This is a genomic window from Actinomadura violacea (assembly GCF_017573465.1).
GTDB lineage: Bacteria > Actinomycetota > Actinomycetes > Streptosporangiales > Streptosporangiaceae > Spirillospora > Spirillospora violacea.
Genome location: NZ_JAGEPF010000016.1, coordinates 39,737 through 64,259, shown reverse-complemented (window position 1 = coordinate 64,259; position 24,523 = coordinate 39,737). Strand labels below are relative to the sequence as shown.

Here is a 24,523-nt window from a genome sequence, read left to right as displayed (position 1 = left end):
GCTACGTTAATTAGTCCAGACTCTTTACGAAAGAGGGCGGATGGCCGAGACCCTGGTGGCGGGCGTCGATTCCTCGACGCAGTCGACGAAGGCCGTGCTGTGCCGCGCCGCCGACGGCGCCGTCGTCGCGCAGGCGTCGGCGCCCCACCCGGACGGCACCGAGTGCCACCCCCGGCACTGGTGGGACGCGCTGGCGCAGGTGCGCGGTCTGCTGGAGCGGGCCGACGCGGTCGCCGTCGCGGCGCAGCAGCACGGGATGGTCGCGGTCGACGGCGCCGGCGAGGTCGTGCGGCCCGCGCTGCTGTGGAACGACACCCGCTCCGCGCCGCAGGCGCGCGCGCTGGTCGCCGAGCACGGCGGGCCGGAAGCGTGGGCCCAGCGGACCGGCAGCGTGCCGCTCGCCTCGTTCACCGTCGGCAAGCTGCGCTGGATGGCCGAGCACGAGCCTGACAACGCCCGCCGCACCGAGCGGGTGATGCTCCCGCACGACTGGCTGACGTGGCGGCTCGGCGCGAGCGAACCGATCACCGACCGGGGCGATGCGTCCGGCACCGGCTACTGGTCCCCCGCCACCGGCGCCTACCTGCCCGGCCTGCTGCGCGCCGCGCTCGGCCACGACGCCGAGCCGCCGCGCGTCGCCGCACCCGGCGAGACCGTCGGCGAGACCGACTGGGGCGCGGCGCTCGGCCCCGGCACCGGCGACAACATGGGCGCCGCGCTCGGCCTCGGGCTGGAGCCGGGCGACGTCGTGGTGTCGATCGGCACGTCCGGGACGGCGTTCGCGGTCGCGGACGAACCGGCCGCCGACCCGTCCGGCCTGGTCGCCGGGTTCGCCGACGCGACCGGCCGCTTCCTCCCCCTCGTCTGCACGCTGAACGCGGCCCGGATCCTGACGGCCGCCGCGTCCATGACCGGCGCGACCATCGAGGAGCTGTCGGCGCTCGCGCTCGCCGCGGAACCGGGCGCGGGCGGCCTGACGCTGCTCCCCTACCTCGACGGCGAACGCACCCCCGACCGTCCCGACGCCAACGGCGTCCTCGCCGGGCTGACCACGTCCAACGCCACCCGCGAGAACATCGCCCGCGCCGCGGTCGAGGCGCTCCTGTGCTCCCTCGCCGACGCCGTCGGCCACCTCGCCGCGCAGGGAGTGACGCCGCGCCGCACCCTGCTCATCGGCGGCGGCGCGCGCTCGGACGCCGTCCGCGCGCTGGCCCCCGCGATCCTGGGTACGCCGGTCACCGTGCCGGAGCCCGCCGAGTACGTCGCGCTCGGCGCCGCCCGCCAGGCGGCCTGGGCGCTGGCCGGGACGCCGGAACCGCCGCGCTGGCCCGCGCCGCCCGCCACCGAGCACACCACCGACAACGCGGCGGACGCGGAGCGGATCCGCGCGCGCTACGCCGCCCTGCGCGACTCCGCCCCGCAGATCTGACAAGGAGACCCATGAGCGACTACACGCCCGTCCCGGAGGACCGCTTCTCGTTCGGCATCTGGACGGTCGGCTGGCAGGGCGTCGACGTGTTCGGCCCCGGCACCCGCCCGCCGATGCCCGCCGACCGCGCCGTCCGCAAGCTCGCCGAGATCGGCGCCTACGGCGTCAACTTCCACGACAACGACGTCTTCGACTTCGACGCCTCCCCCGCCGAGCGCCAGGAGAAGATCGACGCGTTCAAGAAGGCCCTGGGCGAGACGGGCCTGGTCGTCACCACCGCGACCACCAACCTGTTCTCCCACCCGATCTTCAAGGACGGCGCGTTCACCTCCAACGACCGCGACGTCCGCCGGTTCGCGCTGCGCAAGGTCATGGACAACCTCGACCTCGCCGCCGAGCTCGGCGCGAAGACCTACGTGTGCTGGGGCGGCCGCGAGGGCGCCGAGTCCGGCGCCGCCAAGGACGTCCGCGCCGCCCTGGACCGCTACAAGGAGGCGTTCGACGTCCTCGGCGACTACGTCGCCGACCAGGGCTACGACCTGCGCTTCGCCATCGAGCCCAAGCCGAACGAGCCGCGCGGCGACATCCTCCTCCCCACCATCGGCCACGCACTCGCCTTCATCCAGACCCTGGAACGCTCCGAGAACGTCGGCCTCAACCCCGAGGTCGGCCACGAGGAGATGGCCGGCCTCAACTACGCGCACGGCCTCGCGCAGGCGCTGTGGCAGGGCAAGCTGTTCCACATCGACCTGAACGGCCAGCACGGCCCCCGCTACGACCAGGACCTGCGCTTCGGCGCCGGCAACGCCCGCGGCGCCTTCTGGGTCGTCGACCTCATCGAGAACAGCGACTACAACGGCCCGGTCCACTTCGACTTCAAGCCGCCGCGCACCGAGGACGACGAGGGCGTCTGGAACTCGGCGCGGGCCTGCATGCGCAACTGGCTGATCCTTCGCGAGAAGGCCCGCGCCTTCCGCGCCGACCCCGAGGTCCAGGACGCCCTGCGCGCCGCCAAGCTCGACGAGCTGGCCGTCCCCACCCTCGCCGACGGCGAGGACTGGCGCTCGGTCCGCGACGCGTCCCCCGACATCGAGTCCCTCGCCACCCGCGGCGCCGCCTTCGAACACCTCGACCAACTAGCCCTGGAACACCTCTACGGCATCCGCTAAACCCCACACCCCAGACCACCGGGCCGTTCCCGGGGTGAGCACGGGCGGGCACGCGGAGCGAGTGCAGCGAGCGCAGCGGGCCCGCCCGACGGCGGGCAAGGCGTTTCGCGCGGAGCTCCAGCGGAGCGTGAAACGCCTTGCCCGCCGTAACGGGGGTTCCAGGGGGTCGCCCCCGGGATGAGCACGGGCGGGCACGCGGAGCGAGCGCCAGCGAGCGCAGCGGGCCCGCCCGACGGCGGACGAGGCGTTTCGCGCGGAGCTCTAGCGGAGCGTGAAACGCCTCGTCCGCCGCAACGGGGGTTCCAGGGGGTCGCCCCCCTGGGCTAAACAGCCCCGAGGGCTTCGGTCGGGGGGAGGCGGGCGGCGCGGATCGCCGGGTAGAGGCCGGCGACGGCGCCGATGAGGAGGGTGGCGAGGATGCCTCCCGCCATCGCCCAGACCGGGACGACCGTCGGCCACCCTTGTGCGACCGCGAACGCGGCGGTGACGGCGGCGCCGAGCGCGACGCCGCCGATGCCGCCGAGCCCCGCGAGCAGCTGCGACTCGGTGAGGAACTGGAGCCGGACCTGGCCGCGGGTCGCGCCGAGGGAGCGGCGCAGCCCGATCTCGGCGCGGCGCTCCAGCACGGAGATCACCATGGTGTTGGCGACGCCGACGCCGCCGACCAGCAGCGCGACGCCGCCGAGGCCGAGGAGCAGCGCGGTGAACGTCGCGTCCGCGGCGTTCTGCGCGGCGAGCGCGTCGGAGGGGCGGCTGACCTCGACCTCGGTGGGCGACTGCGGGTTGGCGGTCGCGGCGAGGAGGTTCTGCGCCTTCTCCACGGCGTCCTTGCGGGCGCGGGCGTAGACGGTGGTGGGGTGGCCGTCGAAGCCGAGGTGGGTCGCGGCGGCGTCCCAGCCGACGAGGGCGGCGCTGTCCAGTTCCGGAGCGAGCTGGTCGGGGTTCAGGATGCCGACGACGGTGAACCACTGCGCGCCGAGCCAGACCTGGACGCCGGGGGTGGAGACGCCGAGCGCCTGCGCCGCCTCCGAGCCGATGACGACCGCCGGGTAGCGGGCGGTGCCGGCGTTCAGCCAGGTCCCCGCGGCCATGGTGAGGCCGATGGTGCGGGGCAGGTCGAGGCGGGCGGCGAGCACGGAGATGCCGCCGGTCTGGCCTTCCGGGATGTGGTCGTTGCGGTAGACGTCGGCGTCCTCCAGCTTGCCGGTTGCGGACGCGGAGTCGACGTCGGCCATCCGCCCGACCATGCCGGTGGCCTCCTCGGGGAGTTCGCTGTTGCCGCCGAACATGTCCTTGCCGGGCGCCACGGTCAGCAGGTTGGTGCCGAGCCGGTCCAGGGTGGCCTGGAGCTGGGCGCGGCTGGACGTGGAGATGCCGACGACCGCGATCATGGCGGCGATCCCGATCGCGATGCCGAGGGCGGACAGGAACACGCGCAGGGGGCGGGCGCGGAGCCCGGCGGCGCCGACGCGCAGGACGTCGGGCGGGGTGAGGCGCGCGGGGGCGTCGCCGCTTCTCGGGTGCGCTGCGGGGGGCGTCATCGCGCGGCCTCCAGTCCGGCGTCGTCGTGGACGATCCGCCCGTCGCGCATCCGCACCTGCCGGGGCAGGGACGCGGCGATGTCGCGGTCGTGGGTGATGAGGACGACGGCGGTGCCGCCGCCGGCCAGTTCGCGCAGCAGGCCGAGGACGCCGGCGCCGGACGCCGAGTCGAGTGCGCCGGTCGGCTCGTCGGCCAGCAGGATCGCCGGTTCGCCGACGACGGCGCGGGCGATCGCGACCCGCTGCCGCTCGCCGCCGGACAGCTGGTGCGGCCGGTGGCCGAGGCGGTGCCCGAGGCCGACGCGTTCCAGTGCGAGGCGGGCCCGGCGGCGCCGCTGCGCGAGGGGCACGCCGCCGTACAGCAGGCCGTCGGCGACGTTGTCGAGGGCGGCGATCCCGGACGCGAGGTGGAAGTGCTGGAACACGAAGCCGATGCGGCGGGCGCGCAGCGCCGACAGGCGGCGGTCGGTCAGCGCGGACGCGTCCCGGCCTTCGACGAGCACGGTCCCGCTGCTCGGCCGGTCGAGGGTGCCGAGCAGGTGCAGCATCGTGGACTTGCCGGAGCCGGAGGGGCCCACGATCGCGGCGAGCTCGCTCGCCTCGACGGTGAGCGACACCCGGTCGAGCGCGGTGACGCCGCCGGGGTAGGTCTTGGTGACCTCGCGCAGTTCGACGACCGGCGTCACGACGGGATCCCCACCTTCATGCCCTCGGTCAGCCCGGATCCGGAGACCTCGACCTTCCCGCCGGCGAACACGCCGGTCTCGACGGGGACCGTCCGGACCGCGCCGTCCTGGACGACCTGGACCGCGTAGCCGCCGTCGCCCTGGGCGAGGAGCGCGGCGACCGGCACGGCGAGGACGCCGGGGTGCCGGCCGGCGATGAGGTTCACGCTGACGGGCGCCTTGTCGTAGGAGCCGAGCGCGTGCCCGCCGGTGACGGCGATCGCGAGGTGGACGGTGGCGGGGTCGTCGCCGTGCCCCGGCTCGGCGACCTTCCCGACGGAGGTGATGGTGCCCGGGGCGGTGCCCTCGTCGGGCATGACGATCTCGACCTTGGCCCCCTTCTTGACGAGCCGCTGGTACTGGACGTCGAGGTCGACGCCGACGACGCGGGCGGTGCCGGTCCAGGTGAGGACGGGGCCGCCGAGCTTGTCGCCGACCTGCGCCTTGTGGTCGGCGACGCGGATCCGCCCGGGCGCGATGACCACGGAGCCGGCGGTGACCTTGCCGGTCTCGTCCACGCCGAGGTCGTCCTGCCAGCGCTTGACGGCCGCCGCGGTGGCGGAGCTGTAGGTCTTGTCGACGGTGAACCCGGTGTAGCCGAGCGCGGCGAGGTTCTGCTCGAACTGGAGGACGTCGGCGCCTTTGGTCCCGTCGGAGAGGGTCCGGTAGAGGGGCAGCCTCCCGTACAGCAGCGGCACGGGCTCGTTGTCGACCTTGTACACCGGCCTCCCGCGCGTGACCACGGCCCCGGCCCCGGCCAGCCAGGTCAGCGTGCCGCGTCCCTGGGCGGACACGGTGCGGGCGGTGCCGTAGCCGAGCGTCCCGTCCACCTTCTGGGTCTCCAGGAGCGTGGTGCGCTCGACCGCCGCGGTCGCGGGCGGCAGCGCGCCGTGCCGGGCGGACGGGCCGTCGCCGCCGCCCAGCCCGGCGGCGGCGAGCCCGGCGCCGCCGACCACCACGACGCCCGCCGCGCCGAGCGCGGCCGTGCGCCTGCGGCTCATTCTCCGCCCCCGCTGGTGACGCGGGAGCCCTTGCCGCCGCCCGGCTGGTACTTCTGGCAGGCCTTGTCGGCGGCCTTGAAGGTCTGGCTCTGCGGGTCGATCCCGGAGCCCTTGCCGGCCCTGACCTGCATGCCGCCGTCCGGGTTCGGGTCGGGGAACGCGGTGATGCCGTGGTCGCGCATGCACTTGGAGTAGGAGCGCATCTTGGCCAGTTCGGCCGCGGACGGCTTGGTGGGCTTCCCGCCGTTCGGCATGAGGTGGGCGCACTTCTTCTGCGCCGCCTCGATCGTGGGATCGGTGCGCATCGGCCCGCCTCCCCCCGAGGGCTTCGCGCTCGCCCTGATCTCGACCCGGCCGTCCTTCGGGTCCTGCATGTCGACGCCGTTGTCGCGCATGCACTGCGCGAACTTGCGCATCTTGGCGTCGTCGCTCGCCTTCTCGGACGCGCCGGTCCCGCCGTCTCCGCCGCATCCCTGGAGTCCCAGGGCGAGGACGGGCAGCAGGGCCAGCATCGCGAGCTTGTTCCGTTTCATCGGGTCGGTCTCCTCCGGCCGCCGGTCGGACGCCGGCGGCGAGGGCAAGTCCAGCGGCCGGCCGGTAACCCCGCCGTAACCGGATCTCGTTATGCCCGCGTTACGCCCGATGCCGGAGGCTGGGCGCCGGACGGTGACGGGCGAGGCGGAGGACGGCACAGGTGCGCGTATTGGTCGCCGAGGACGAGCGGATGCTCGCCGACTCGATCGCCGAGGGCCTGCGGGCGGAGGCGCTGGCGGTGGACGTGGTGTACGACGGGGACGCGGCGCTGGAACGGCTCGGCGTGAACGACTACGACGTCCTGGTCCTGGACCGCGACCTGCCGGTGGTGCACGGCGACGACGTGTGCCGCGCGGTCGTGGAGTCGGGTGCGCTGGTGCGGGTGCTGATGCTCACCGCCGCCGCGGCCGTGCCGGCGCGCGTCGACGGCCTGCGGATCGGCGCGGACGACTACCTGACGAAGCCGTTCGCGTTCGAGGAGCTGGTCGCGCGGATCCTGGCGCTCGGCCGGCGCGCCCGCCCGGCGGCGCCGCCGGCGCTGGAGCGGGCGGGCATCCGGCTGGACCCGTCCCGCCAGGAGGTCGTGCGGGACGGCCGGTACGTGCGGCTGGCGCGCAAGGAGTTCGGGCTGCTCGCGGAGCTGCTGCGCGCCGACGGGACGATCGTGTCGGCGGAGCGGCTGCTGGAGAAGGTGTGGGACGAGCACACCGACCCCTTCACCAACACCGTGCGGGTGACGCTGATGAAGCTGCGCCGCAAGCTCGGTGAGCCGCAGGTCATCGAGACCGTGCCGGGAGCGGGGTACCGGATCCCGTGAACCGCCTCGCCGACCGCGTCCGCCCGACGATCCGGATGCGCCTCACCCTCCTGTACACCGGCCTGTTCCTCGGCGCCGGCATCGTCCTGCTCGGGCTGACGTACCTGCTGGTGCAGAACAACCTCGCGCAGCACAGCAGCCCCGTGGAGGTCAGCGGCTCCACGGAGGGCGGGGCCACCGACCGGGTGTTCACGCAGGCGCCCGCCGGCGTCGCCGCCCCCGACGCCAAGGCGCTGACGCCGAACCAGGTGCACGGCGTGCTGGTGAGGGCGAAGCGCGACTACAAGGACGACACGCTGAACGCGCTGCTGACGCAGGGCGGGATCGCGCTCGGCCTGGTCGGCGCGGCCGGGCTCGGGTTCGGCTGGCTGCTGGCGGACCGGGCGCTGCGCCCCGTCCACAAGATCACCGAGACGGCGGGGCGGGTGGCGCGCAGCCACGACCTCACCGAGCGGATCGGCTACGAGGGGCCGCGCGACGACGTCAAGGAGCTGGCGGACGCCTTCGACACCATGCTCGGGCGGCTCGCACGGGCGTTCGACGGGCAGCGGCGGTTCGTCGCGAACGCCTCGCACGAGCTGCGCACCCCGCTCGCCATCAACCGGACGCTGGTGGACGTGGCGCTCCGCCGCCCGGACGCGACCGGCGACGTCAAGCGGCTCGGCGAGTCGCTGCTGGTGGTCAACACCCGGCACGAGCGGCTCATCGACGGGCTGCTGACGCTCGCCGGGACGGAGAACACCGAGGCGGGCACGGACCCGCTGGACCTGGCGGACGTCGCCGGGCACGTCCTGCAGCAGGCGGCGGCGGAGGCCGACGCGAGCGGCGTCACCTCGGACCGGCGGCTCGGCCCCGCGCCGACCACCGGCGACCCGGTGCTGGTGGAGCGGCTCGTGCAGAACCTCGTGGAGAACGCGATCCGGCACAACCACGAGGGCGGCGGGCTGTGGGTGTCGACGCGCGGGCGGGACGGCTGGGCGGAGGTGGAGGTCGCCAACACCGGGCCCGCCGTGCCGGGCTACGAGATCGAGACGATCTTCGAGCCGTTCCGCCGGCTGGGCAACGACCGGGTGCGCTCGGACCGCGGGTCGGGGCTCGGCCTGTCGATCGTCCGCGCGATCGCGGGGGCGCACGGCGGGACGGTGACGGCCGAGCCGCGGCCCGGCGGGGGGCTCGTCGTCACGGCGCGGCTGCCGTCCCGCCTGCCCGCGCCCTTGCACGCGCACACCGGCCGGCCGGTCGACGGCGGGCGTCGTCCGCGGGAATGAGGCGGTGTCTCACTCGCGCGGACGAGGTGCGCGGCGGCCCCGATCGCCGACACTGGCGGGATGCGCGACGTGCGGACCGCCGACCGGGTGCTCGCCGCCGCCGTCACCGCCGCGACGGTGGCGCCGGCGGTGTGGGCGGCGCGGCCGTGGTGGGTGGTGGCGCTGGCGCTGCTCGCGTCCGTCCCGGTGCTGTGGCGGCGCCGCGCCCCGCTGCTGGTCGGGCTGGTCGTCGGCCTGGCGATGACGGCGCTGGTCGTGTGGCAGAAGCCGCTGCTGCTGCCGTGGGGGCCGCTGGTGGCCGTGTACACGATCGCCGCGCTGAGCCGGCCGCTGCTGCGGCTGCTGTCGGTCCCGCTGCTGGCCGCCGCCGTGTACGTCTCGATCGTGCTGCCCGGCGAGGACTCCGACGTCTACCCGCTGCTCGGCACCGCGTTCACCGCCGCGTTCGCACTCGGCATGGCCGAGCAGGCCCGCCGCGCGCAGGCCGCCGAGCACGCCGAGCGGGCGCGCCGGCTGGAGCAGGAGCGGGCGGCGGCCGCGGCCGGCGAGCGCGCCCGGATCGCCCGCGACATGCACGACGTCCTCACCCATTCCGTCGGGCTGATGGTGGTGCAGGCCGAGGCGGCGCCGCTCGCCGGCCCGGACCGGGCGGACGAGGCGTTCGGGCGGATCGCCGACACCGGCCGCGGCGCGCTGGCGCAGCTGCGCGCCATCCTCGACGCGCTGCGCGACGACGAGGCAGGCCCCGGCGGCGCGCAGCCGGACCTGGCGACGCTGCCCGACCTCGTGCGCGACTGCGGGCTGCCGGCCGCGCTGACCGTGGACGGAGAGCCGCGCGCCGTCGCGCCGGACGTCGGCGTCGCCGCGTACCGGATCGTGCAGGAGGCGCTCACGAACGTCCGCAAGCACGCCGGGCCGGTGGGCGCGGTGACGGTGGCGGTGCGCTGGCGGGACGCGCTGGAGATCGAGGTCGCCGACGACGGCCGGGGCGGCGGGCCCGCCGCGTCCGGGCACGGGCTGGCCGGGATGCGCGAGCGCGCGGCCGCCTGCGGCGGCGCCGTGCGCGCCGGGCCCGGCCCGCGCGGGTTCACGGTCCTGGCCCGGCTTCCGGTTGAATGATCCCGTGACGGACGAGACGGCCCTGCGCGTCCTCGTCGCCGACGACCAGGACCTCTTCCGCGCCGCGTTCACGATGATCCTGGACGCGCAGCCGGACATGGCCGTCGTCGGGGAGGCGGCGGACGGGGCGGCCGCGGTCCGCGCCGCCGAGGAGCTGCGGCCCGACGTCGTGGTGATGGACGTGCGGATGCCCGTGATGAACGGGATCGAGGCGACGCGGCGGATCTGCGCGGCGCTGCCCGCCCGGGTGCTGGTGCTGACCATGTTCGACTCCGACGAGCACGTCTACGACGCGCTGCGGGCGGGCGCGGGCGGGTTCCTGCTGAAGGACATCCGGCGCGACGAGCTGGCCGACGCCGTGCGGGTCGTCGCCGCCGGCGACGCGCTGCTCGCGCCGGCGGTGACGCGGCGGCTGGTCGAGGACCTGGTGCGCCGGCCGGGGCACGGCGTCGTGCCGCGGCTCGCGGCGCGGCTCGCCGGGCTGACCGAGCGGGAGGCCGCGACGCTGCGGCAGGTGGCGCGGGGCCGGTCCAACGCGGAGATCGCCGCGGCGATGGTGGTCAGCGAGCACACCGTCAAGACGCACGTCAGCCACGTGCTGACCAAGCTCGGGCTGCGCGACCGGGTGCAGGCGGTCGTGTTCGCCTACGAGTCGGGGCTGGTCGTGCCGGGCGACCCCGCGGACTGACGCCCGCGCGAGTGAGGCGGGGTCTCACTCGTCCCGGCGACGCGGCGCGGGGCCTCCGCGGCCGAGGCTCGGACCATGACCGTGATCGCTTCGACCCTGCTGTCGTCCGTCCTGCTGCTGTTCGGCACCGGGCTGCATCCCGTGGCCTGGCTGACCTGGCTCGGCCCGCTGCCCGTCCTGTGGCTCGCGCCCCGGGCCGGCGGCCGGACGGCGTTCGCCGCCGCGTCCCTCGCCTGGCTCGCCGGGCAGAGCCGGATGTGGCCCTACTACCTCGGCACCCTGGAGATGCCGCCGCCGGCGGCCGCCGGGATCATCGTCGGCACCGCGCTGGTGTTCGGCCTGCTCGCGCTCGCGTTCCGGTGGCTGCTGCTGCGCGGATTCCCCGTCACCGCGGCGCTGACCGTCCCGGCGGGGTGGGCCTCGCTGGAGTACGCGCTGTCGCTGGCGGCGCCGCACGGCGCGTGGCTGAGCCTGGCCTACACGCAGGCCGACGTCCCGCCCGTCGTGCAGACCGCGTCGCTCACCGGCCCGTGGGGGATCACGTTCCTCGTCATGGCCGTCCCCGCCGCCGTCGCGGCGGCCGCCGCGCCCGGCGCCGCGGGCCGGTGGCGGGTGCTGCTCGCCGGCGCCCTGGTCCTCGCCCTCCCGCTGGCCTACGGCGGCTGGCGGCTCCGGCAGCCGCACGACCTCTCGCGGGCGACCGTGACGCTGCTCGACACCGACCGTCCGAACGACACGATCGACCTCGCCACGCCGCAGGGCCGCGACCTGCTGCGCCGCTACACCGCCGCGATCCGCGCGACGGCGCCCGCCGGGACGGTCGTCCTGCCGGAGAAGACGTTCGCCGCCGACGACCGGACGCTTCCCGCGCTCACCGGGCCGCTGGCGCGGCTCGCCGCCGAACGCCACGAGGACATCGTCGTCGGGCTCGTCCTGACCACGGGCGGGAAGGCGCGCAACACCGCGCTCGGGATCCGCGCGGACGGCGGCGCGCCCGTCCGGTACTACAAGCACCACATGATCCCCGGGCTCGAGGAGGACCTGGAGCCGGGCTCCGCGCTCGCGTTCCTCTCCCCCGGCCGCGGCCTCATCATCTGCAAGGACATGGACTTCCCGGGCCTCGTCCGCGACTACCGCGCCCGCGGCGCGAGCGTGCTCTACGCGCCGGCGTGGGACTTCACCGGCGACGGCCGGCTGCACGGCCGGATGGCGCTCGTCCGGGGCGTGGAGAGCGGCCTGACCGTCGCGCGCGCGGCCCGCGCGGGGACGCTCGTCGTCAGCGACCCCTATGGCCGGGTCCTCGCCGGGCGCTCCACCGGCGGCCCGGGGTTCACCTCCGTCACGGCGGCCGTCCCCGCGCACGGCGTCCGGACGGTCTACTCCCGCTTCGGCGACTGGTTCGCCTGGCTGTCCGCGCTGCTGCTCGTCGCCGGGCTGTCCGGGACGAGCCTCATATATCGCAGGTGCGCGGCGGACGCGGCGACGGCGACCGCCGAACCGATCACGGCGTAGCCCGCGAGCACGCCCAGGGCCTGCGCCGTCGCGTGGCCGGAGAAGTAGACGGTGTTGCGGACCGCGGTGGTCCCCGCGCCCGTCGGCAGCCAGTCCCCGATGGCCCGCCAGAACGCCGGCAGGAGGGTCATCGGGTAGGCGCCGCCCGCGCTCGGGTTGCCGAGGACGACGAACACCAGGATCGCCACCCCGATGCCGATCATCCCGAGCAGGATCTGGAACGCGACGGTCGTCGCGGCGGCGGCCATGACGACCAGCGCGCCGATCCCCCACAGCGCCCAGAAATGCCCGTTCAGGGCGCCGAGGATCGGCCCGGCGATGATCGCGCCGCCGAGCCCGGACACGATCGAGTACAGCGCGAGCGCGCCCAGCCGGATGAGCGTGCGGCGCAGGTTCGCCGGGCGCGCGCCGCCGGCGACGCCGAGGATCGCCGCCGCCAGGTAGCCGCCCACGATCCAGCCGATGACCAGGTAGAACGACGACAGGCCGCGGCCGTCCCCGGCGGCCGGCGGGCGGATGTCGACGGTCCGCACCTGCCGGTGCCGGGACTGTTCGATCCCGGCCGCGATCTGCTGGGTGGTGCTGGAGACGGCGGGGCCGCTCGCGGACGCCACCAGCAGGGTGTCGGTGCCGCCGGCGTCGACGATGATCGCCGCGTCGACCGTCCGGTCCAGGATCAGCCGCCGGGCGCGCTGCTCGCTCGGGGCCGTGCGGGCCTTGAGCGGCGCGCCCTTCAGCGCGTTCAGCTGCGCGGCGACGCCGCCCGCCGCCTGCCCGGGCGCGACGACCGCGACCGGGATGCGGTGCGGCGTCGGCGAGTGGAACGCGCCGATGTAGGACAGGATGAACGCCAGCTGCAGGATCAGCACGCCCGCGACCAGGGTGAAGGAGCGCAGCGTCACCGCGTCGCGCAGTTCACCGGCGAAGCCGCGGTCTGGCTCGGCGCCGGGCCGCCGGTTCGCGGGTGTGCTCATGCGGGTGACGTACCCGCTGAGCGGCCGCTACTCCCGGGGGAAGCGCGACGCGCCGCACCGCGCGCGGCTCTCCGATCTCGGCGGTCACCCTCCGCTTTGAGCGGACACGGGCGGGGGTAGCGTCGGAGAAATGACCAGTGCGCAATTGCTCACCGACGCCTTCGACCGGATCCAGGAGACCGTCCGGCAGGCCGTCGACGGCCTCACCCCGGACCAGCTCGCGCTCCGCCCCGACGCGGAGGCCAACTCGATCGCCTGGCTCGTCTGGCACCTCACCCGCGTGCAGGACGACCACGTCGCCGACGCCGCCGGCACCGGGCAGGTCTGGACGTCCGGCGGCTGGGCGGACCGGTTCGCGCTGCCGCTCGACCCGTCCGAGACCGGCTACGGGCACGACCCCAAGCAGGTCGCGGCCGTCCGCGTCGGCTCCGCGGACCTGCTCACCGGCTACCACGACGCGGTGCACGACCGGACCGTCGAGTACGTCGGCACGCTGACCGACAAGGACCTCGAACGGGTCGTCGACGCCGCCTGGGACCCGCCCGTCACGCTCGCGGTGCGGCTGGTCAGCGTGATCTCCGACGACCTCCAGCACGCCGGGCAGGCCTCCTACGTCCGCGGCCTGATCGAACGCGCCTGAAACGCGCGGGCGGCGCCCCCCGTGGAACGGGGAGCGCCGCCGCGGCGCGTTCGTCGGGGCGCCGTCAGCCCGTGGTGACGGTGCGGTCCAGGGCGCTGCCCTTGACCCACTTCTTCCAGGACATCTGGTAGAAGCCCCAGCCGTTCAGCGCCTCCAGCTTGCGGCTGGTGCCGGTGATGATCACCGGGTCGCCGCGGTAGGAGAAGTTGTAGAACCAGCGCGCGGCGGCGGGCGGGGAGTTGACGCAGCCGTGGCTGACGTTCTGGTGGCCCTGCGCCCACACCGTCGAGGCCATCGAGTGGATGTACTCGCCGCTGTTGGAGATCCGCACCGCGAACGGGATGACCTCCTTGTAGCCGCCCGGCTCGTCCGGCTTCACACCCATCCACTCCGACGTCATGATCGCCGGATTCTCCTTGCCCATGGTCAGGTGGATGCCGCTGGTGGTGGCGTAGGTGTCCACGCCGTTCACCACGCGGCCGCCGCGGCCGGCGCTGATCGGCCAGCTCTTGACCTTCCTGCCGTTCTTGGTGACGGTCAGGTGGTGGGTCTTGGTGCTCGCCTTGATGATGTGCGCGTCACCGACGCTGAACCTGCGGGTGAAGTCGCTCGTCCCGTAGGTCCGCTTGCCCGACTTCACGCCGGCGAGCTTGGCGGTGAAGGTGACCTTCTGGTTGGGCTCCCAGTAGTGCCCGTTCTCCGTGCGGAAGATCGCCTGGGTGTCACTGGCCCAGTACCAGGCGCCCGTGGCGGGCTTGGTCGACTTGACCTCCAGCGCCCGCTCCACGGCCTTCCGGTCGCCGACCGCGCGGTTGAAGGTGACGATGATCGGCATCCCGACGCCGACCTTCTCCCCCTTGGTCGGCGTGACGTCGCTGATCCCCAGCTCGCTGGCCGCCTTCAGCGTGGTGAAGGTCGAGTTCACCGTGGCCGACTTGCCCTTGGGGCTGACCGCGACCGCCGCCACCTGGTACTTCGCGCCCGGGACCAGCGTGCGCGACTTCCAGCTCTTCTTGTCGGCCGCCATCGCGCCGTCCACCCGCTTGCCCTTGCGGGTGACGGTGACCTGCTGTAGCGTGCCGCCCGCCGCCGTGACCGTGACGCCGTGCTCCGGCGCCGCCTTCCCGCTGCCGTTGCCGGGGTCGATCGTCACCTGCGGAAGGGCGGAGTCGCCCTTCTCGCCGACCGGGACGCCGTGCTCCTTCTCGCCTCCCGAGCAGGCGGTCGTGAGGAGCAGCACGGCCCCCGCCATCCCCGCACCGGCCCGGACACCCGCGGACACCCTCCGCTGCACCTAAACCTCCAGAACCCCGCCGTCTACCACAGCGACATTAGCGACAAATTCGGGTTACCACGCCATGACCCGGGGTTTTAACCGCAGTCCGAGATCAAAGCGTTGCAACCGGACACGGTCCGTAGCACATGCGCGATCCGCTCAGCCAAGCGCGCCGCCCTCCTTCCACTTGGCGAAGGGCAGCTGCCAGAAGCTCCAGCCGTTGTCCCATTCGACCTCGCGGGTCGAGCCGGTGAGCTTGAGCACGTCGCCGCGCTGGGCGATGCCGTAGAACCACGCGGCGTCGGACGGGCTCACGTTCAGGCAGCCGTGGCTGACGTTCGCCGACCCCTGCGAGCCGACCGACCACGGCGCCGAGTGGACGTACTCGCCGCTGTCGGAGAAGCGGACCGCGTAGTTGACGACCTGCTGGTAGTAGCCCGCGTCGCCCGGCCGCCGGCCCGGCGAGGTCATCGTCACGGGGTTGCCCTTGTCCATCAGCAGGTGGACGCCGCTGGTCGTGGTGAACTCGCGCGTCTCGCCGTTGCCCGCGCTGAACGGGACCGTCCGCAGCCTGCGGCCGTCCCGCGTCACCGTCATCCGGTGCGCGCCGATGTCGCCGGTGGTGACCTGCGCGGCGCCGATGCTGATCGTCTCGGCGACGTCCGCGGCCCCGTAGACGCCGCCTCCGGCGTTCACGCCCGCGAGGTCCGCCCGGAACTGGACGGTCTGGTGCGGCTGCCAGTAGGTCTTCGTCCGGTACACGACCTCCTGCGACCCGATCCAGCGCCAGGCGCCCTCGACCGGCTTGTCCGGGGTGACGTGCAGGACCTTCTCCACCGCGGCCTTGTCGGCGACCGGGCGGTCGAACCGCAGGATGATCGGCATGCCGACGCCGACCTCCTCCCCCCGCAGGTTCGGCGTGACGTCGCTGATCGACAGCGTCCGGGCCGGGGTCAGCGCGGTGAACGCGCTGGTGACGGTGCGGAGCTTGCCTCCGCTCTTCGCCTGTGCGGTCACGGTGTAGGACGCGCCGGGCGTCATCGTCCGGGTGGAGTGCCACGTCTTCTTGTCCCCGGCGAGCTCACCGGTGACGGCCGAGCCCTTGCTGCCCTGGACGGTGACCTTCGCCAGCTTCCCCCCGGACGCCTTCACCTTGATCACCGCGTCCGGCGCGACCCCGCGCGTCCCGGTCGCCGGCGTGATCGTCACCGTGGCGTCGGACTCGCCCGCCGACAGCACTCCCGTCCCGCCGATGCCGCATCCGGCCGCGAGCAGCGCCACCGCGCCCGCTCCCCCCGCCGCCGCGAGTGCCGGCCGCCCGTTGATCGCCACGAGTCTCCCCCCAGTGCCAAGACTCACCCGTCTGCGGTGAATGCCTGTGCAAAGAGAGATGACCCGCGAGCACGAAAAGTTCGCGCCGGTATCGGAGAATCGCAGCTCAGGGCGTGCGGCGGCCGGGCGGTGCGGCGGTCAGGCCGCGGCGGCCGGCTCGCGGTTCACGTGCCGGAGGAGCCGTTTGAAGCCCAGCACCGAGACGCCGACGCCCAGCGCGCCGAGCCCGGCGACCATGCTGGTGCGCAGCCACAGGTAGGTGCCGATCGACTCGTTGAACAGCATCCAGAGGCTGATGCCGACGTTGACGAACAGCACCATCGACCACAGCAGCGAGATGCGCAGGAAGAACTGGTGCACCTTGTCGTGGCGGAAGAACGCCTCCGGGATCGGCACCATGTCGCGGGCGAGCTTCATCGCCAGCGGCCGCCGGAGCGGGACGGAGGCCAGGAAGGCCATGCTGACCATCAGCGTGCCGAGCGTCGGCTGCAGGAAGTAGATGACGGCGCTGTGCGTGGCGGCGGCCAGGGCCGCCCGCACGGTCACCCCGACGGCGGCCAGCATCAGCATCCCGGAGACGGGGTGCCCGCGCAGGTAGCGGAAGACGATGCCGCCGTACACCCACGCGACGGCCGCGGCGAGCGCGCCGTTCAGCCCGAGTAGCGCCAGCGCGGCGTAGAAGACCGCCACGGGCGCGATCACCCCCTCGGCGAAGCGCGGCAGCGCGTGCAGCAGCAGCGCCCGGATCCGCGGCAGTTCGAAGTGGTGCCCGCCGCCCTCGGCGACGCCGGCCGCGGCCGTCGCGCCGGAGGGCCCGGCCGTCGCGACGGCCGGCGTTGTCGCTGGTGGTTCCATCGGGTGCTGCGCTCCCCGCTCGGTTCGCATGGACAGGTGCATGGATCGATGCATGGCCTGATGCACGGCCTGGGACGGCGTCACGAGTCGCACCACCGTACGTGATGATCCGCGCGCATCTTCCCGTTTTGACGAACCTGGGGGCGTCCGTGTTCCGACCGTCTGTCGGTTTGTTCCGTCATCATCGCCTTCCCCGAGCGGAGCGATCTATTGAGCCGATTTGTCCCTTAGTTCGGATTTCTTCCGTCTCGGGTGCGGGCGAAGGCCGGAAGCGGCCACCCGCAAGGGCCCCGGACGGTCTTGGGGGCTCGGCTGGGGCTCAGGAGTCCGGCGAGGCGGGCTGGACGTCGGCTGCGGCGGCATAGATCGCGCGCAGCGTCACCGCCACCGACGGCCGGCGCACGCTCGCCCGCCGCGTCACCGCGTACACCTCCCTGGCCAGCGTGCATTCGGGGATCCGGCGGACCGCCACGCCCTGGTCGCCGGCGGCGAGGGCCAGCGCGGGCACCGCGGTGATGCCGATGCCCCGCGCCACCAGGCTGAGGATGGTGTGCAGGCCCTCGAACTCCCACGGGACCGGGCGGGCGCCGCCGACGGTGTCCAGCAGCCGCTCGACGGCCTGCCGGGACGGCTCGCCGGGCGGCGCCGCCATCCACGGCTCCTCCCGCAACTGCTGCAGGTCCACGGGGCGGTCCGGGTCCGACATCGGGTGCCCGTCCGGCACCACCAGGACCAGCGGGTCGCGGCGCAGGTGGAAGAACTCCAGCACCGCCGGGGACTGGTCGGGGACCTTGCCGGTCCAGTCGTCGATCAGCGCGATGTCGACCTCGCCGTTCTGCACCAGGCGGACGCCGTCGCCGGGGCGGGTCTGGCGCAGCACGAACGTCAGGCCCGGATGGTCGCCGAGGCTGTTGGCCAGCGCGGGCGCGAAGGCGACGGCGGCGGTCGGGAAGGCCGTGACCACCACCCGGCCCATGGGGGTGTCGGCCTGCGCGGACAGCTCCGCCTCCGCGGTCTCGACCAGGCCGAGGATCTCCTCGGCGCGGGCGGCGAGGCGGCGCCCGGCGTCGGTCAGCTCCGCGCTGCGGGCCGTCCGGTCCAGCAGCGGGATGCGCGCCTCCCGCTCCAGCGCGGCCAGCTGCTGGGAGACGGCCGACGGCGTGTAGCCGAGGGCGGCGGCGGTCGCGGCGATGCTGCCGCGGCGGGCGAATTCGGCGAGCAGCCGCAGGCGGCGCAGCTCCAGCATCACTCCAGCTTACGGTCACCATCGCCGAGACTCGCTTGTGATGATGCTGAATGCGGGAAAGCATGAAGCGAACCCGGCCGGTTCGCTCAGGGGGATCCTCTCGTCACCCACCGTTATTTCGTCATGCCTTTTGGAGCGTCGATGCATGCCCAGAACCTGCCCGCGCACGATCGCCCGGCCGGCCGCCCCTCCCGTCCCTCTACTCCCTCTAACCCCTCCAGCCCTTCCAACTCCTCTGGCCTCTCAGCCTCCGCCGGCCCCTCCCGGCCGGTGTCGTTCGCGCCGCGCCGCGTCCCGCTGTCGCCGACGCTCGCGGTGAACGAGGCCCTCGCCCGCAAGCGCCGCGAGGGCGTGCGGGTCCTGCCGCTCGGTTTCGGCGAGGCCGGCATCCCGATCCATCCGGCGCTGACCCGCGAGCTCGCCGCCGCCGCGGGCCGCGGCGGGTACGGCCCGGTCGCCGGGTCGTCCGCCCTGCGCGCCGCGGCGGCCGGGTACTGGGCCCGGCGCGGGCTGCCCACCGACCCGTCCGCGGTGGTGTGCGGGCCGGGCAGCAAGCCGCTGCTGTTCGCGCTGCTGATGGCGATCGGCGGTGACGTGGCGGTCGCCGCGCCGAGCTGGGTGAGCTACGCCGCGCAGGCGCCGCTGGCCGGGGTGCGCCCGATCCGGGTGGCGACGCCGCCGGGCGAGGGCGGGGTGCCGAGCCCGGCGCTGCTCGCCGACGCGGTGGTGCGCGCGCGGGCCGCGGGACGCACCGTCCGCGCGGTGATCGTGACGCTGCCGGACAACCCGACCGGGACGCTCGCCTCCGAGGAGACCGTCCGCCGGCTCTGCGCGGCCGCCCGCGACCTCGACCTCGTGATCGTCTCCGACGAGATCTACCGCGACCTGGTGCACGACCGCGGCCGCGCGGTGCCGAGCCCCGCCCGGTACGCGCCGGAGCGGACGGTGGTGACGACCGCGCTGAGCAAGAGCCTGGCGGCCGGCGGCTGGCGGCTCGGGGTCGCGCGGCTGCCCGAGGGCCCGTTCGGCGCCGCGCTGCGCGCCGCCGTGCTCGGGATCGCCAGCGAGATCTGGTCCAGCGCGCCGGCGCCGATGCAGCACGCCGCCGCGTACGCCTTCGCCGAGCCGCCGGAGCTGGTCGAGCACGTCGACCGCAGCCGCCGGCTGCATGCGGCGGTCACCCGCGCGGTCGCGGACCGGTTCGCCCGCGCGGGCGCCCGGGTGCCGCGCCCGCAGGGCGCGTTCTACGTCTACCCGGACCTCGGCCCACTGCGGGACGTGCTGCGCCGCGGCCACGGGGTGCGGACGTCCGCGGACCTGTCCGGGCTCCTCCTGGACCGCTACGGGGTGGGGGTGCTGCCCGGCAGCTCGTTCGGCGAGCCGCCCGAGGCGCTGCGGCTGCGGGTCGCGCCGAGCCTGCTGTACGGGGAGACCGACGAGCAGCGGCTCGCGGCGCTCGCCTCCCCCGACCCGGCGTCGCTGCCCTGGATCGCCGGCGGCCTGGACCGCCTTTCCGAGGTGCTCGCCGATCTGCGGGAGAGCGCGCGGGCGGGGCAGGCGGCGCTCGCCTGACGCCGTCCGCGGCCGTCCCGAGGAAGGGACGGGCGCACAAAGGAGAGTGCGCGGCGGGCGGGATGGCCGAGCCTGGCCATCCCGCCCGCCGCTTTCCCGGTGAATGGCGGAGGGTAAGGGAGTCGAACCCCTTCGAGTTTCACCTCGACGTCAGTTTTCGAAACTGCTGCCTTACCGTTCGGCCAACCCTCCTCGCGCGGGCGGGGGAGCGCCCGGCGGCGGCCGGGACCGCGTGGACCGGCAGGGAGTCGAACCCTGGTCGCTTCCTTGCAAGAGAAGCGTGCTTCCGTTGCACCACAGGCCCATCGAACGTGCTCAGCAGGGGCGGTAGGAGTCGAACCCACTTTCCGCCGGTTTTGGAGACCGGCCGCCGAACCGGTGGCTCGCCCCTTCGCGTCCACTTCCGACGCGTTCGATGATGCGCCTTTTCGCGGCCCCGCGGCAAAGCATTTATCGGTGGGAGCGCGACCGCCCGGCGGCGATGCCTGCGGGCGCGGTAAGTGGCGGCCCGGGCACGGAGAGAAACGATCATTATGCGCCCGTACGGCACGTATAAGCGTGGTGTAAGGTCCAACGACGCACGGGGCGAACACCGCGAACCCGCCCGTTGGCGGCGGCAGGCACGTCGAGGACTTCCCTGCAGCGCGCACCCGTGGTGAAACCCAGGACAAGCGTGACGTCACGCATGTCATGAAAGAAGAAGGCGAGGGGGCCCGCCATGAGGCACGCACGGGACGGGGCTGCCGCCGCGATGAGCGCGGCCTCGAGGATTCTCGTCGCCCGGGGCAAGAACGAGCCCCAGGAGATGGAGAACCCGGACGTCGCCTGGGGGCAGCGCGCGCGTGACGGCGTATGGGTGCCGACCAAGGACGGGCAGCGGATCCACCTCGGCATCGACGTGGCGGCGGCCGACACGGTCGCCCAGGTGCTGCGGCCCAGCCTGCGGGTGTTCGTCGGCGTGGACGTCGACACCGACATCGTCGCGCAGACCACCGACAACGGTGTGCGGTTGCTCACGGTCGTGCACGGCCCGGACGCCCCCTCGGAGTTCCGCTTCCCGATCTCCCTCGCCGACGGCCTGGCGCTCGAGGCGATGCCGTCCGGCGGCTACGACGTCGTCCACCTGCGCTACGGCGCGACCGTGGGGCGGCTGTACAACCCGTGGGCCAGCGACTCGATGTTCCGCCAGGTGAAGGCGGACTACACGCTGGAGGGGTCGGCCGTCACCATGCGCGTGCAGCACACCGACGCCTACTACCCGGTCGTGGCCGACCCCCACTACGCCCGCTAGGAGCGGCTGCGCCGGATGACGACCGGATCCTCGAAGTCGAGTTCCCGGCTGATCTGGCGGAGCGTGCCCGCGCCGATCCTGCCCTTGCGGTAGAGGGCGGTCAGCTTCGCGCGCTGCGCCCTGACCAGCTCGGCGCGCACCTTGCGGCTGTTGGGCGGCGGGGCCTCGGTCTCGGCGTCCTCCTCGTCCAGGAAGTAGCGGACGCGCTCCAGCCGCAGTTCGAGCATCTGCCGGAACGCCTCGGCCGTCTGGTCGTCGACCTGCTCGTCCTCGGTGAGCTCGTCCAGCCGGGCCAGGGCGGCCTGCAGCCCGGCGCGGCGCGCCGTCATCACCTCCAGCCGGCGCTGGTCGGACTCGATCAGCCCGAGGCCGCGCAGCAGCGGCGGCAGCAGCGGCGCCTGCCCGACCAGGGTGATCAGCACCACGAGGGCGGTGAGCAGCACGAGCACGCCCCGGTCGGGGCCGACCGCGGTCGGCAGCGACAGCGCGATCGCCAGCGAGATCGCCCCGCGCATCCCGCCGAGGCCGATCACCAGCCGCTGCCGCCAGCCGAGGCCCTCCTGGCTGCGGCGGCCGCCGGGCAGCAGCCCGGCAAGCGGGCCGTTGCCGAGCTCCCAGGCGAGCCGGACGCCGATGACGACGGCCGACACCGCGAGCGTGGTCAGCAGCACCGCGTGCCAGGTGTGCCCGCCGGGCTGCCGGATGATCTCCCGGATCTCCAGGCCGAGCAGCACGAACAGCGTCGACTCGAGCAGGAACGTCAGGATCCGCCAGAACGCGTCGCCGGCCAGCCGGGACGCGGGCTGCAGCACGCCCTCGCCGTGGGTGCCGATCGAGAAGCCCGCCACGACCGTCGCGAGCACCCCGGACGCGCCGAAGTTCTCCGCGGGGATGAACGCCGCGTACGGGGTGACGAGCGACACGATCACCTGGCTGATGGGGTCCTGGATGCGGCGCCGGATCCGGCGGATCACGATGCCGAGCACCAGCCCGTAGGCGATGCCGCCGAGCACCACCTGGGCGAGCCGGACGGCGCCGTGCGCGGGCGCGAACCCGACGCCGATCGCCTCGATGGCGAGGCCGAAGATCGTCAGCGCGACGCCGTCGTTGATCAGGCTCTCGCCCTCCAGGATGGTGACGAGCCGGGCGGGCGCGCCGAGCCGCTGCATCACCGCGGTGGCGGCGACGGCGTCGGTGGGCGCGACCGCGGCGCCGAAGGCCAGCGCGGCGGCCCAGCCGAGGCCGGGCAGCAGCGCGTGCACGGTGGCGGCGACGGCCCCGGTGGTGACGGCGGTCAGCCCGAACGCCAGCGTGACGATCGGCACGGCGTCGGCGCGCGCCTCGCGCGGGGCGGTGAAGAACGCGGCGTGGTAGACCAGCGGCGGCAGGAACCCCATCAGCACCAGGTCGGGCGGCGCGACGACGGCGGGCAGGCCCGGTACGAACCCGGCCGCCATCCCGAGCAGCACCAGGAGGATCGCGTCCGGCAGCCGCAGCCGCCCGGCCAGCGCCCGGGCGGCGAGCACCACGACGGCGACGACCAGGAAGACGATGAACAGCCGGTCCCCCTCCACGCCGTGATCCTCTCCGGATCGCGGCGGGGTACGCGCGCGGCGGCCGCCCGGCGGCGGAGCCGGCCCGATTATGGAACGTTCCCGCAGGCAGCGGGGCCGGAACCGGCTGCGGCGCGGCGGCAGGGTCGGCGCGGACGGCGCCCTCCGGCGTCGTAGGGTGGGGGCTTGGGCCGCGTTCCGGCCCCGGCGGCGCGGCCGGGCGCACGGCCGTCCCGCCCTCGCCGGGACGGTCTGGGGGTTCGCCCTCCAGGAGCAGTACGACCCCGGTCCCCCGAGACTGGAGCGACAGTGATCTTCACCCATGACACCGAGCACGCGCTCGCCGTCGTCGTCGACCTGATCAACACCGGTGCCGCCGCGTCCGGCGGCGAGGAGCTCGGCGGGCTGCCGGGGCTGCGCGCGTTCGTCGGCCGCAGCGCGTTCAGCGACGTGGGCGAGCTGACCGAGGCCGACCTCGGGCGGGTGCTGGCGCTGCGCGACCGGTTCCACGCGGTGTTCCGGACCGGCGACGTGCCCACCGCGGTCCGGCTGATCAACGAGATCGTCGGCGAGGTCCGCGCCACCCCGCACCTGACCGACCACGACGGCTACGACTGGCACGTGCACTTCTTCGCGCCGGGCGCCCCGGTGGGCGAGCACCTCGCCGCCGACTGCGGGATGGCGCTGGCCTACGTCGTGGCGGCCGGCGAGCTGGACCGGCTGCGCACCTGCGAGGCGCCCGACTGCTCGCGCGTGCTGGTGGACCTGTCGCGCAACCGCTGCCGCCGCTACTGCGACAGCCGCACGTGCGGGAACCGCATGCACGTCGCCGCCTACCGCGCCCGCCAGCGCGAAGCCGCGCTGTAATCCCGCGATCCCGGCCCAAGTGCCTCGCCTGGCGGCTCGGGTCGCCGCTCCCCTGACCCGGCCTTACCCGGAGGCGAGGGTCGCGACGGCGTCCAGGGCGCGGCGGGCGGCGGCGACGTCGTGGACGCGGAAGACGCGGGCGCCGAGCAGCGCCGAGACGCCGAGCACCGCCATGGTGCCGACGCCGCGCTTGTCGACGGGCCGGCCGAGGGTCTCCCCGATGAAGTCCTTGTTGGACACCGCGACCAGTACCGGCCAGCCGGTGGCGGTGAGCTCGCCGAGCCGCCGGGTGATCTCCAGCGAGTGCCGGGTGCTCTTGCCGAAGTCGTGCGCGGGGTCGATCAGGATCGCCTCCCGCGCCACCCCGAGCGCGAGCGCCCGCTCGGCCTCGGCGGTGACGTGCCCGACCACGTCCGCGACCACGTCGCCGTAGCCGGTCCGGTGCGGCCGGGTGCGCGGGTCCAGGCCGCCCGCGTGCGCGCAGACCAGGCCGATGCCGTGCGCGGCGGCGACCTCCGCCAGCTCCGGGTCGGGGCCGCCCCAGGTGTCGTTCAGCAGGTCGGCGCCCGCCGCCGCGACGGCCTCGCCGACCTCCGCGCGCCAGGTGTCGACGCTGATCATCACGCCGGGATGCCGGTCCCGGACGGCGGCGACCAGGTCCACCACCCGGCGCAGCTCCTCGGCGACCCCGACGTCCTCGCCCGGGCCGGCCTTCACGCCGCCGATGTCGATGATGTCGGCGCCGTCCGCGACGGCGCGGTCCACCGCGTCCAGCGCCGCGCCGAAGCCGAAGGTGGCGCCCTTGTCGAAGAAGGAGTCGGGCGTGCGGTTCACCACGGCCATGATCGCGTGGCGGCCGAGGTCGCGCCCGTGCAGCCGCAGCGGCGCGGCGTCCGGAGAGGTCATGATGCCCACACCGTCGCACACGCGGGCGCTCGCCCGCCACGCGGCACGGCGCTCCGGCGGGCCCGGACGGGCGGCCGGCAGGGCGGGTGCGGCGAACCTGAAGCAAATTCGGTTCAAACGGCGCCCTCCCTCGTCAGCATCCCCGCGGGGTCGCTAACCTCATATTTCACGCTCGCCCGGGTTCGCCCCGCGGTGGGTCCCGCGTCGC

Annotated in this window: 21 protein-coding genes and 3 tRNA genes; 11 read left to right on the top strand and 13 right to left on the bottom strand. The window is 74.5% G+C overall.

Annotated features, from left to right (window positions below; all coding sequences use genetic code 11):
* The first annotated feature begins 40 nt into the window (after positions 1 to 40).
* Together xylB and xylA are read left to right on the top strand one after the other, a co-directional pair.
* Positions 41 to 1,429 (top strand): xylulokinase, encoded by a 1,389-nt coding sequence (gene xylB, locus J4709_RS25845; protein ID WP_208244391.1) that lies wholly within the window; start codon positions 41 to 43, stop codon positions 1,427 to 1,429.
* A gap of 11 nt (positions 1,430 to 1,440) precedes the next feature.
* A complete protein-coding gene (xylA, locus tag J4709_RS25840) occupies positions 1,441 to 2,598 on the top strand; it encodes a xylose isomerase (protein ID WP_208244390.1) in 1,158 nt (385 codons plus the stop codon).
* A 323-nt stretch (positions 2,599 to 2,921) separates the two neighbouring features.
* Here xylA and J4709_RS25835 read toward each other — a convergent pair whose 3' ends face one another.
* From J4709_RS25835 to J4709_RS25820, 4 genes are read right to left on the bottom strand one after another with little or no spacing between them, the layout of a single operon-like run.
* Positions 2,922 to 4,139: an ABC transporter permease gene (locus J4709_RS25835; protein ID WP_208244389.1), complete on the bottom strand. Its 1,218-nt coding sequence runs from the start codon at positions 4,137 to 4,139 to the stop codon at positions 2,922 to 2,924.
* Complete coding sequence (locus J4709_RS25830) at positions 4,136 to 4,825, bottom strand: ABC transporter ATP-binding protein (RefSeq protein ID WP_208244388.1); 690 nt, start codon at positions 4,823 to 4,825, stop codon at positions 4,136 to 4,138. Before J4709_RS25830 ends, J4709_RS25835 begins: the two co-directional genes overlap by 4 nt.
* Positions 4,822 to 5,865, bottom strand: coding sequence for a peptidoglycan-binding protein (locus tag J4709_RS25825; RefSeq protein ID WP_208244387.1), 1,044 nt, complete (start codon positions 5,863 to 5,865; stop codon positions 4,822 to 4,824). The genes J4709_RS25830 and J4709_RS25825 overlap by 4 nt, the downstream gene beginning before the upstream one ends.
* On the bottom strand, positions 5,862 to 6,398 hold the full coding sequence (locus J4709_RS25820; protein WP_208244386.1) for a hypothetical protein: 537 nt from the start codon (positions 6,396 to 6,398) through the stop codon (positions 5,862 to 5,864). The genes J4709_RS25825 and J4709_RS25820 overlap by 4 nt, the downstream gene beginning before the upstream one ends.
* A gap of 161 nt (positions 6,399 to 6,559) precedes the next feature.
* Between J4709_RS25820 and J4709_RS25815 the strand changes: the two genes are divergently transcribed.
* The 6 genes from J4709_RS25815 to J4709_RS25790 all read left to right on the top strand — a co-directional run bounded on the left by J4709_RS25815 (position 6,560) and on the right by J4709_RS25790 (position 13,417).
* Entirely contained in the window at positions 6,560 to 7,216 is a 657-nt protein-coding gene (locus J4709_RS25815; protein ID WP_190854338.1) for a response regulator transcription factor, read from the top strand.
* Entirely contained in the window at positions 7,213 to 8,484 is a 1,272-nt protein-coding gene (locus J4709_RS25810; RefSeq protein ID WP_307801554.1) for a sensor histidine kinase, read from the top strand. Before J4709_RS25815 ends, J4709_RS25810 begins: the two co-directional genes overlap by 4 nt.
* Before the next feature lie 60 nt (positions 8,485 to 8,544).
* Positions 8,545 to 9,603: a sensor histidine kinase gene (locus J4709_RS25805; RefSeq protein ID WP_208244385.1), complete on the top strand. Its 1,059-nt coding sequence runs from the start codon at positions 8,545 to 8,547 to the stop codon at positions 9,601 to 9,603.
* A 4-nt stretch (positions 9,604 to 9,607) separates the two neighbouring features.
* Positions 9,608 to 10,291, top strand: a complete 684-nt coding sequence (locus J4709_RS25800; protein ID WP_307801553.1) for a response regulator — start codon at positions 9,608 to 9,610, stop codon at positions 10,289 to 10,291.
* A 75-nt stretch (positions 10,292 to 10,366) separates the two neighbouring features.
* Positions 10,367 to 11,803: a nitrilase-related carbon-nitrogen hydrolase gene (locus J4709_RS25795; RefSeq protein WP_208244384.1), complete on the top strand. Its 1,437-nt coding sequence runs from the start codon at positions 10,367 to 10,369 to the stop codon at positions 11,801 to 11,803.
* A gap of 1,104 nt (positions 11,804 to 12,907) precedes the next feature.
* Complete coding sequence (locus J4709_RS25790; RefSeq protein ID WP_208244383.1) at positions 12,908 to 13,417, top strand: mycothiol transferase; 510 nt, start codon at positions 12,908 to 12,910, stop codon at positions 13,415 to 13,417.
* A 64-nt stretch (positions 13,418 to 13,481) separates the two neighbouring features.
* Here the strand turns inward: J4709_RS25790 and J4709_RS25785 are convergent, their stop codons facing one another.
* From J4709_RS25785 to J4709_RS25770, 4 genes are all read right to left on the bottom strand, one after another.
* Complete coding sequence (locus J4709_RS25785) at positions 13,482 to 14,699, bottom strand: L,D-transpeptidase (RefSeq protein ID WP_307801552.1); 1,218 nt, start codon at positions 14,697 to 14,699, stop codon at positions 13,482 to 13,484.
* A 153-nt stretch (positions 14,700 to 14,852) separates the two neighbouring features.
* Entirely contained in the window at positions 14,853 to 16,025 is a 1,173-nt protein-coding gene (locus J4709_RS25780) for a L,D-transpeptidase (RefSeq protein WP_208244382.1), read from the bottom strand.
* 138 nt (positions 16,026 to 16,163) lie between these two features.
* The gene (locus J4709_RS25775; RefSeq protein WP_232384071.1) at positions 16,164 to 16,880 is read right to left on the bottom strand and encodes a VC0807 family protein; all 717 of its coding nucleotides are present in this window, start codon (positions 16,878 to 16,880) and stop codon (positions 16,164 to 16,166) included.
* A 319-nt stretch (positions 16,881 to 17,199) separates the two neighbouring features.
* Positions 17,200 to 18,126 carry a LysR family transcriptional regulator gene (locus J4709_RS25770; RefSeq protein WP_208244381.1) on the bottom strand — a complete coding sequence of 309 codons (927 nt, stop codon included), beginning with the start codon at positions 18,124 to 18,126 and terminating at the stop codon, positions 17,200 to 17,202.
* Between the two features lie 270 nt (positions 18,127 to 18,396).
* Here J4709_RS25770 and J4709_RS25765 point away from each other — a divergent pair, with 270 nt between their 5' ends.
* Positions 18,397 to 19,698 carry a pyridoxal phosphate-dependent aminotransferase gene (locus tag J4709_RS25765; protein ID WP_307801551.1) on the top strand — a complete coding sequence of 434 codons (1,302 nt, stop codon included), beginning with the start codon at positions 18,397 to 18,399 and terminating at the stop codon, positions 19,696 to 19,698.
* Positions 19,699 to 19,802: 104 nt separating this feature from the next.
* On the opposite strand, the gene J4709_RS25760 is transcribed toward J4709_RS25765, so the two are convergent.
* The 3 genes from J4709_RS25760 to J4709_RS25750 all read right to left on the bottom strand — a co-directional run bounded on the left by J4709_RS25760 (position 19,803) and on the right by J4709_RS25750 (position 20,089).
* Positions 19,803 to 19,890, bottom strand: a tRNA-Ser gene (locus J4709_RS25760).
* A gap of 41 nt (positions 19,891 to 19,931) precedes the next feature.
* Positions 19,932 to 20,002: transfer RNA gene (locus J4709_RS25755), tRNA-Ala, on the bottom strand.
* A gap of 15 nt (positions 20,003 to 20,017) precedes the next feature.
* Positions 20,018 to 20,089 (bottom strand) — tRNA-Trp (locus J4709_RS25750).
* 327 nt (positions 20,090 to 20,416) lie between these two features.
* On the opposite strand from J4709_RS25750, the gene J4709_RS25745 reads away from it, so the two are divergent.
* Positions 20,417 to 20,989, top strand: a complete 573-nt coding sequence (locus tag J4709_RS25745; RefSeq protein WP_173091575.1) for a hypothetical protein — start codon at positions 20,417 to 20,419, stop codon at positions 20,987 to 20,989.
* Here the strand turns inward: J4709_RS25745 and J4709_RS25740 are convergent.
* On the bottom strand, positions 20,986 to 22,563 hold the full coding sequence (locus tag J4709_RS25740) for a Na+/H+ antiporter (RefSeq protein WP_307801549.1): 1,578 nt from the start codon (positions 22,561 to 22,563) through the stop codon (positions 20,986 to 20,988). The genes J4709_RS25745 and J4709_RS25740 overlap by 4 nt on opposite strands.
* 288 nt (positions 22,564 to 22,851) lie before the next feature.
* On the opposite strand from J4709_RS25740, the gene J4709_RS25735 reads away from it, so the two are divergent.
* A complete protein-coding gene (locus tag J4709_RS25735) occupies positions 22,852 to 23,409 on the top strand; it encodes a CGNR zinc finger domain-containing protein (RefSeq protein ID WP_208244378.1) in 558 nt (185 codons plus the stop codon).
* Positions 23,410 to 23,472: 63 nt separating this feature from the next.
* Here J4709_RS25735 and folP read toward each other — a convergent pair whose 3' ends face one another.
* Positions 23,473 to 24,315 (bottom strand): dihydropteroate synthase, encoded by an 843-nt coding sequence (folP, locus tag J4709_RS25730; protein WP_208244377.1) that lies wholly within the window; start codon positions 24,313 to 24,315, stop codon positions 23,473 to 23,475.
* Between the last annotated feature and the right edge of the window lie 208 nt (positions 24,316 to 24,523).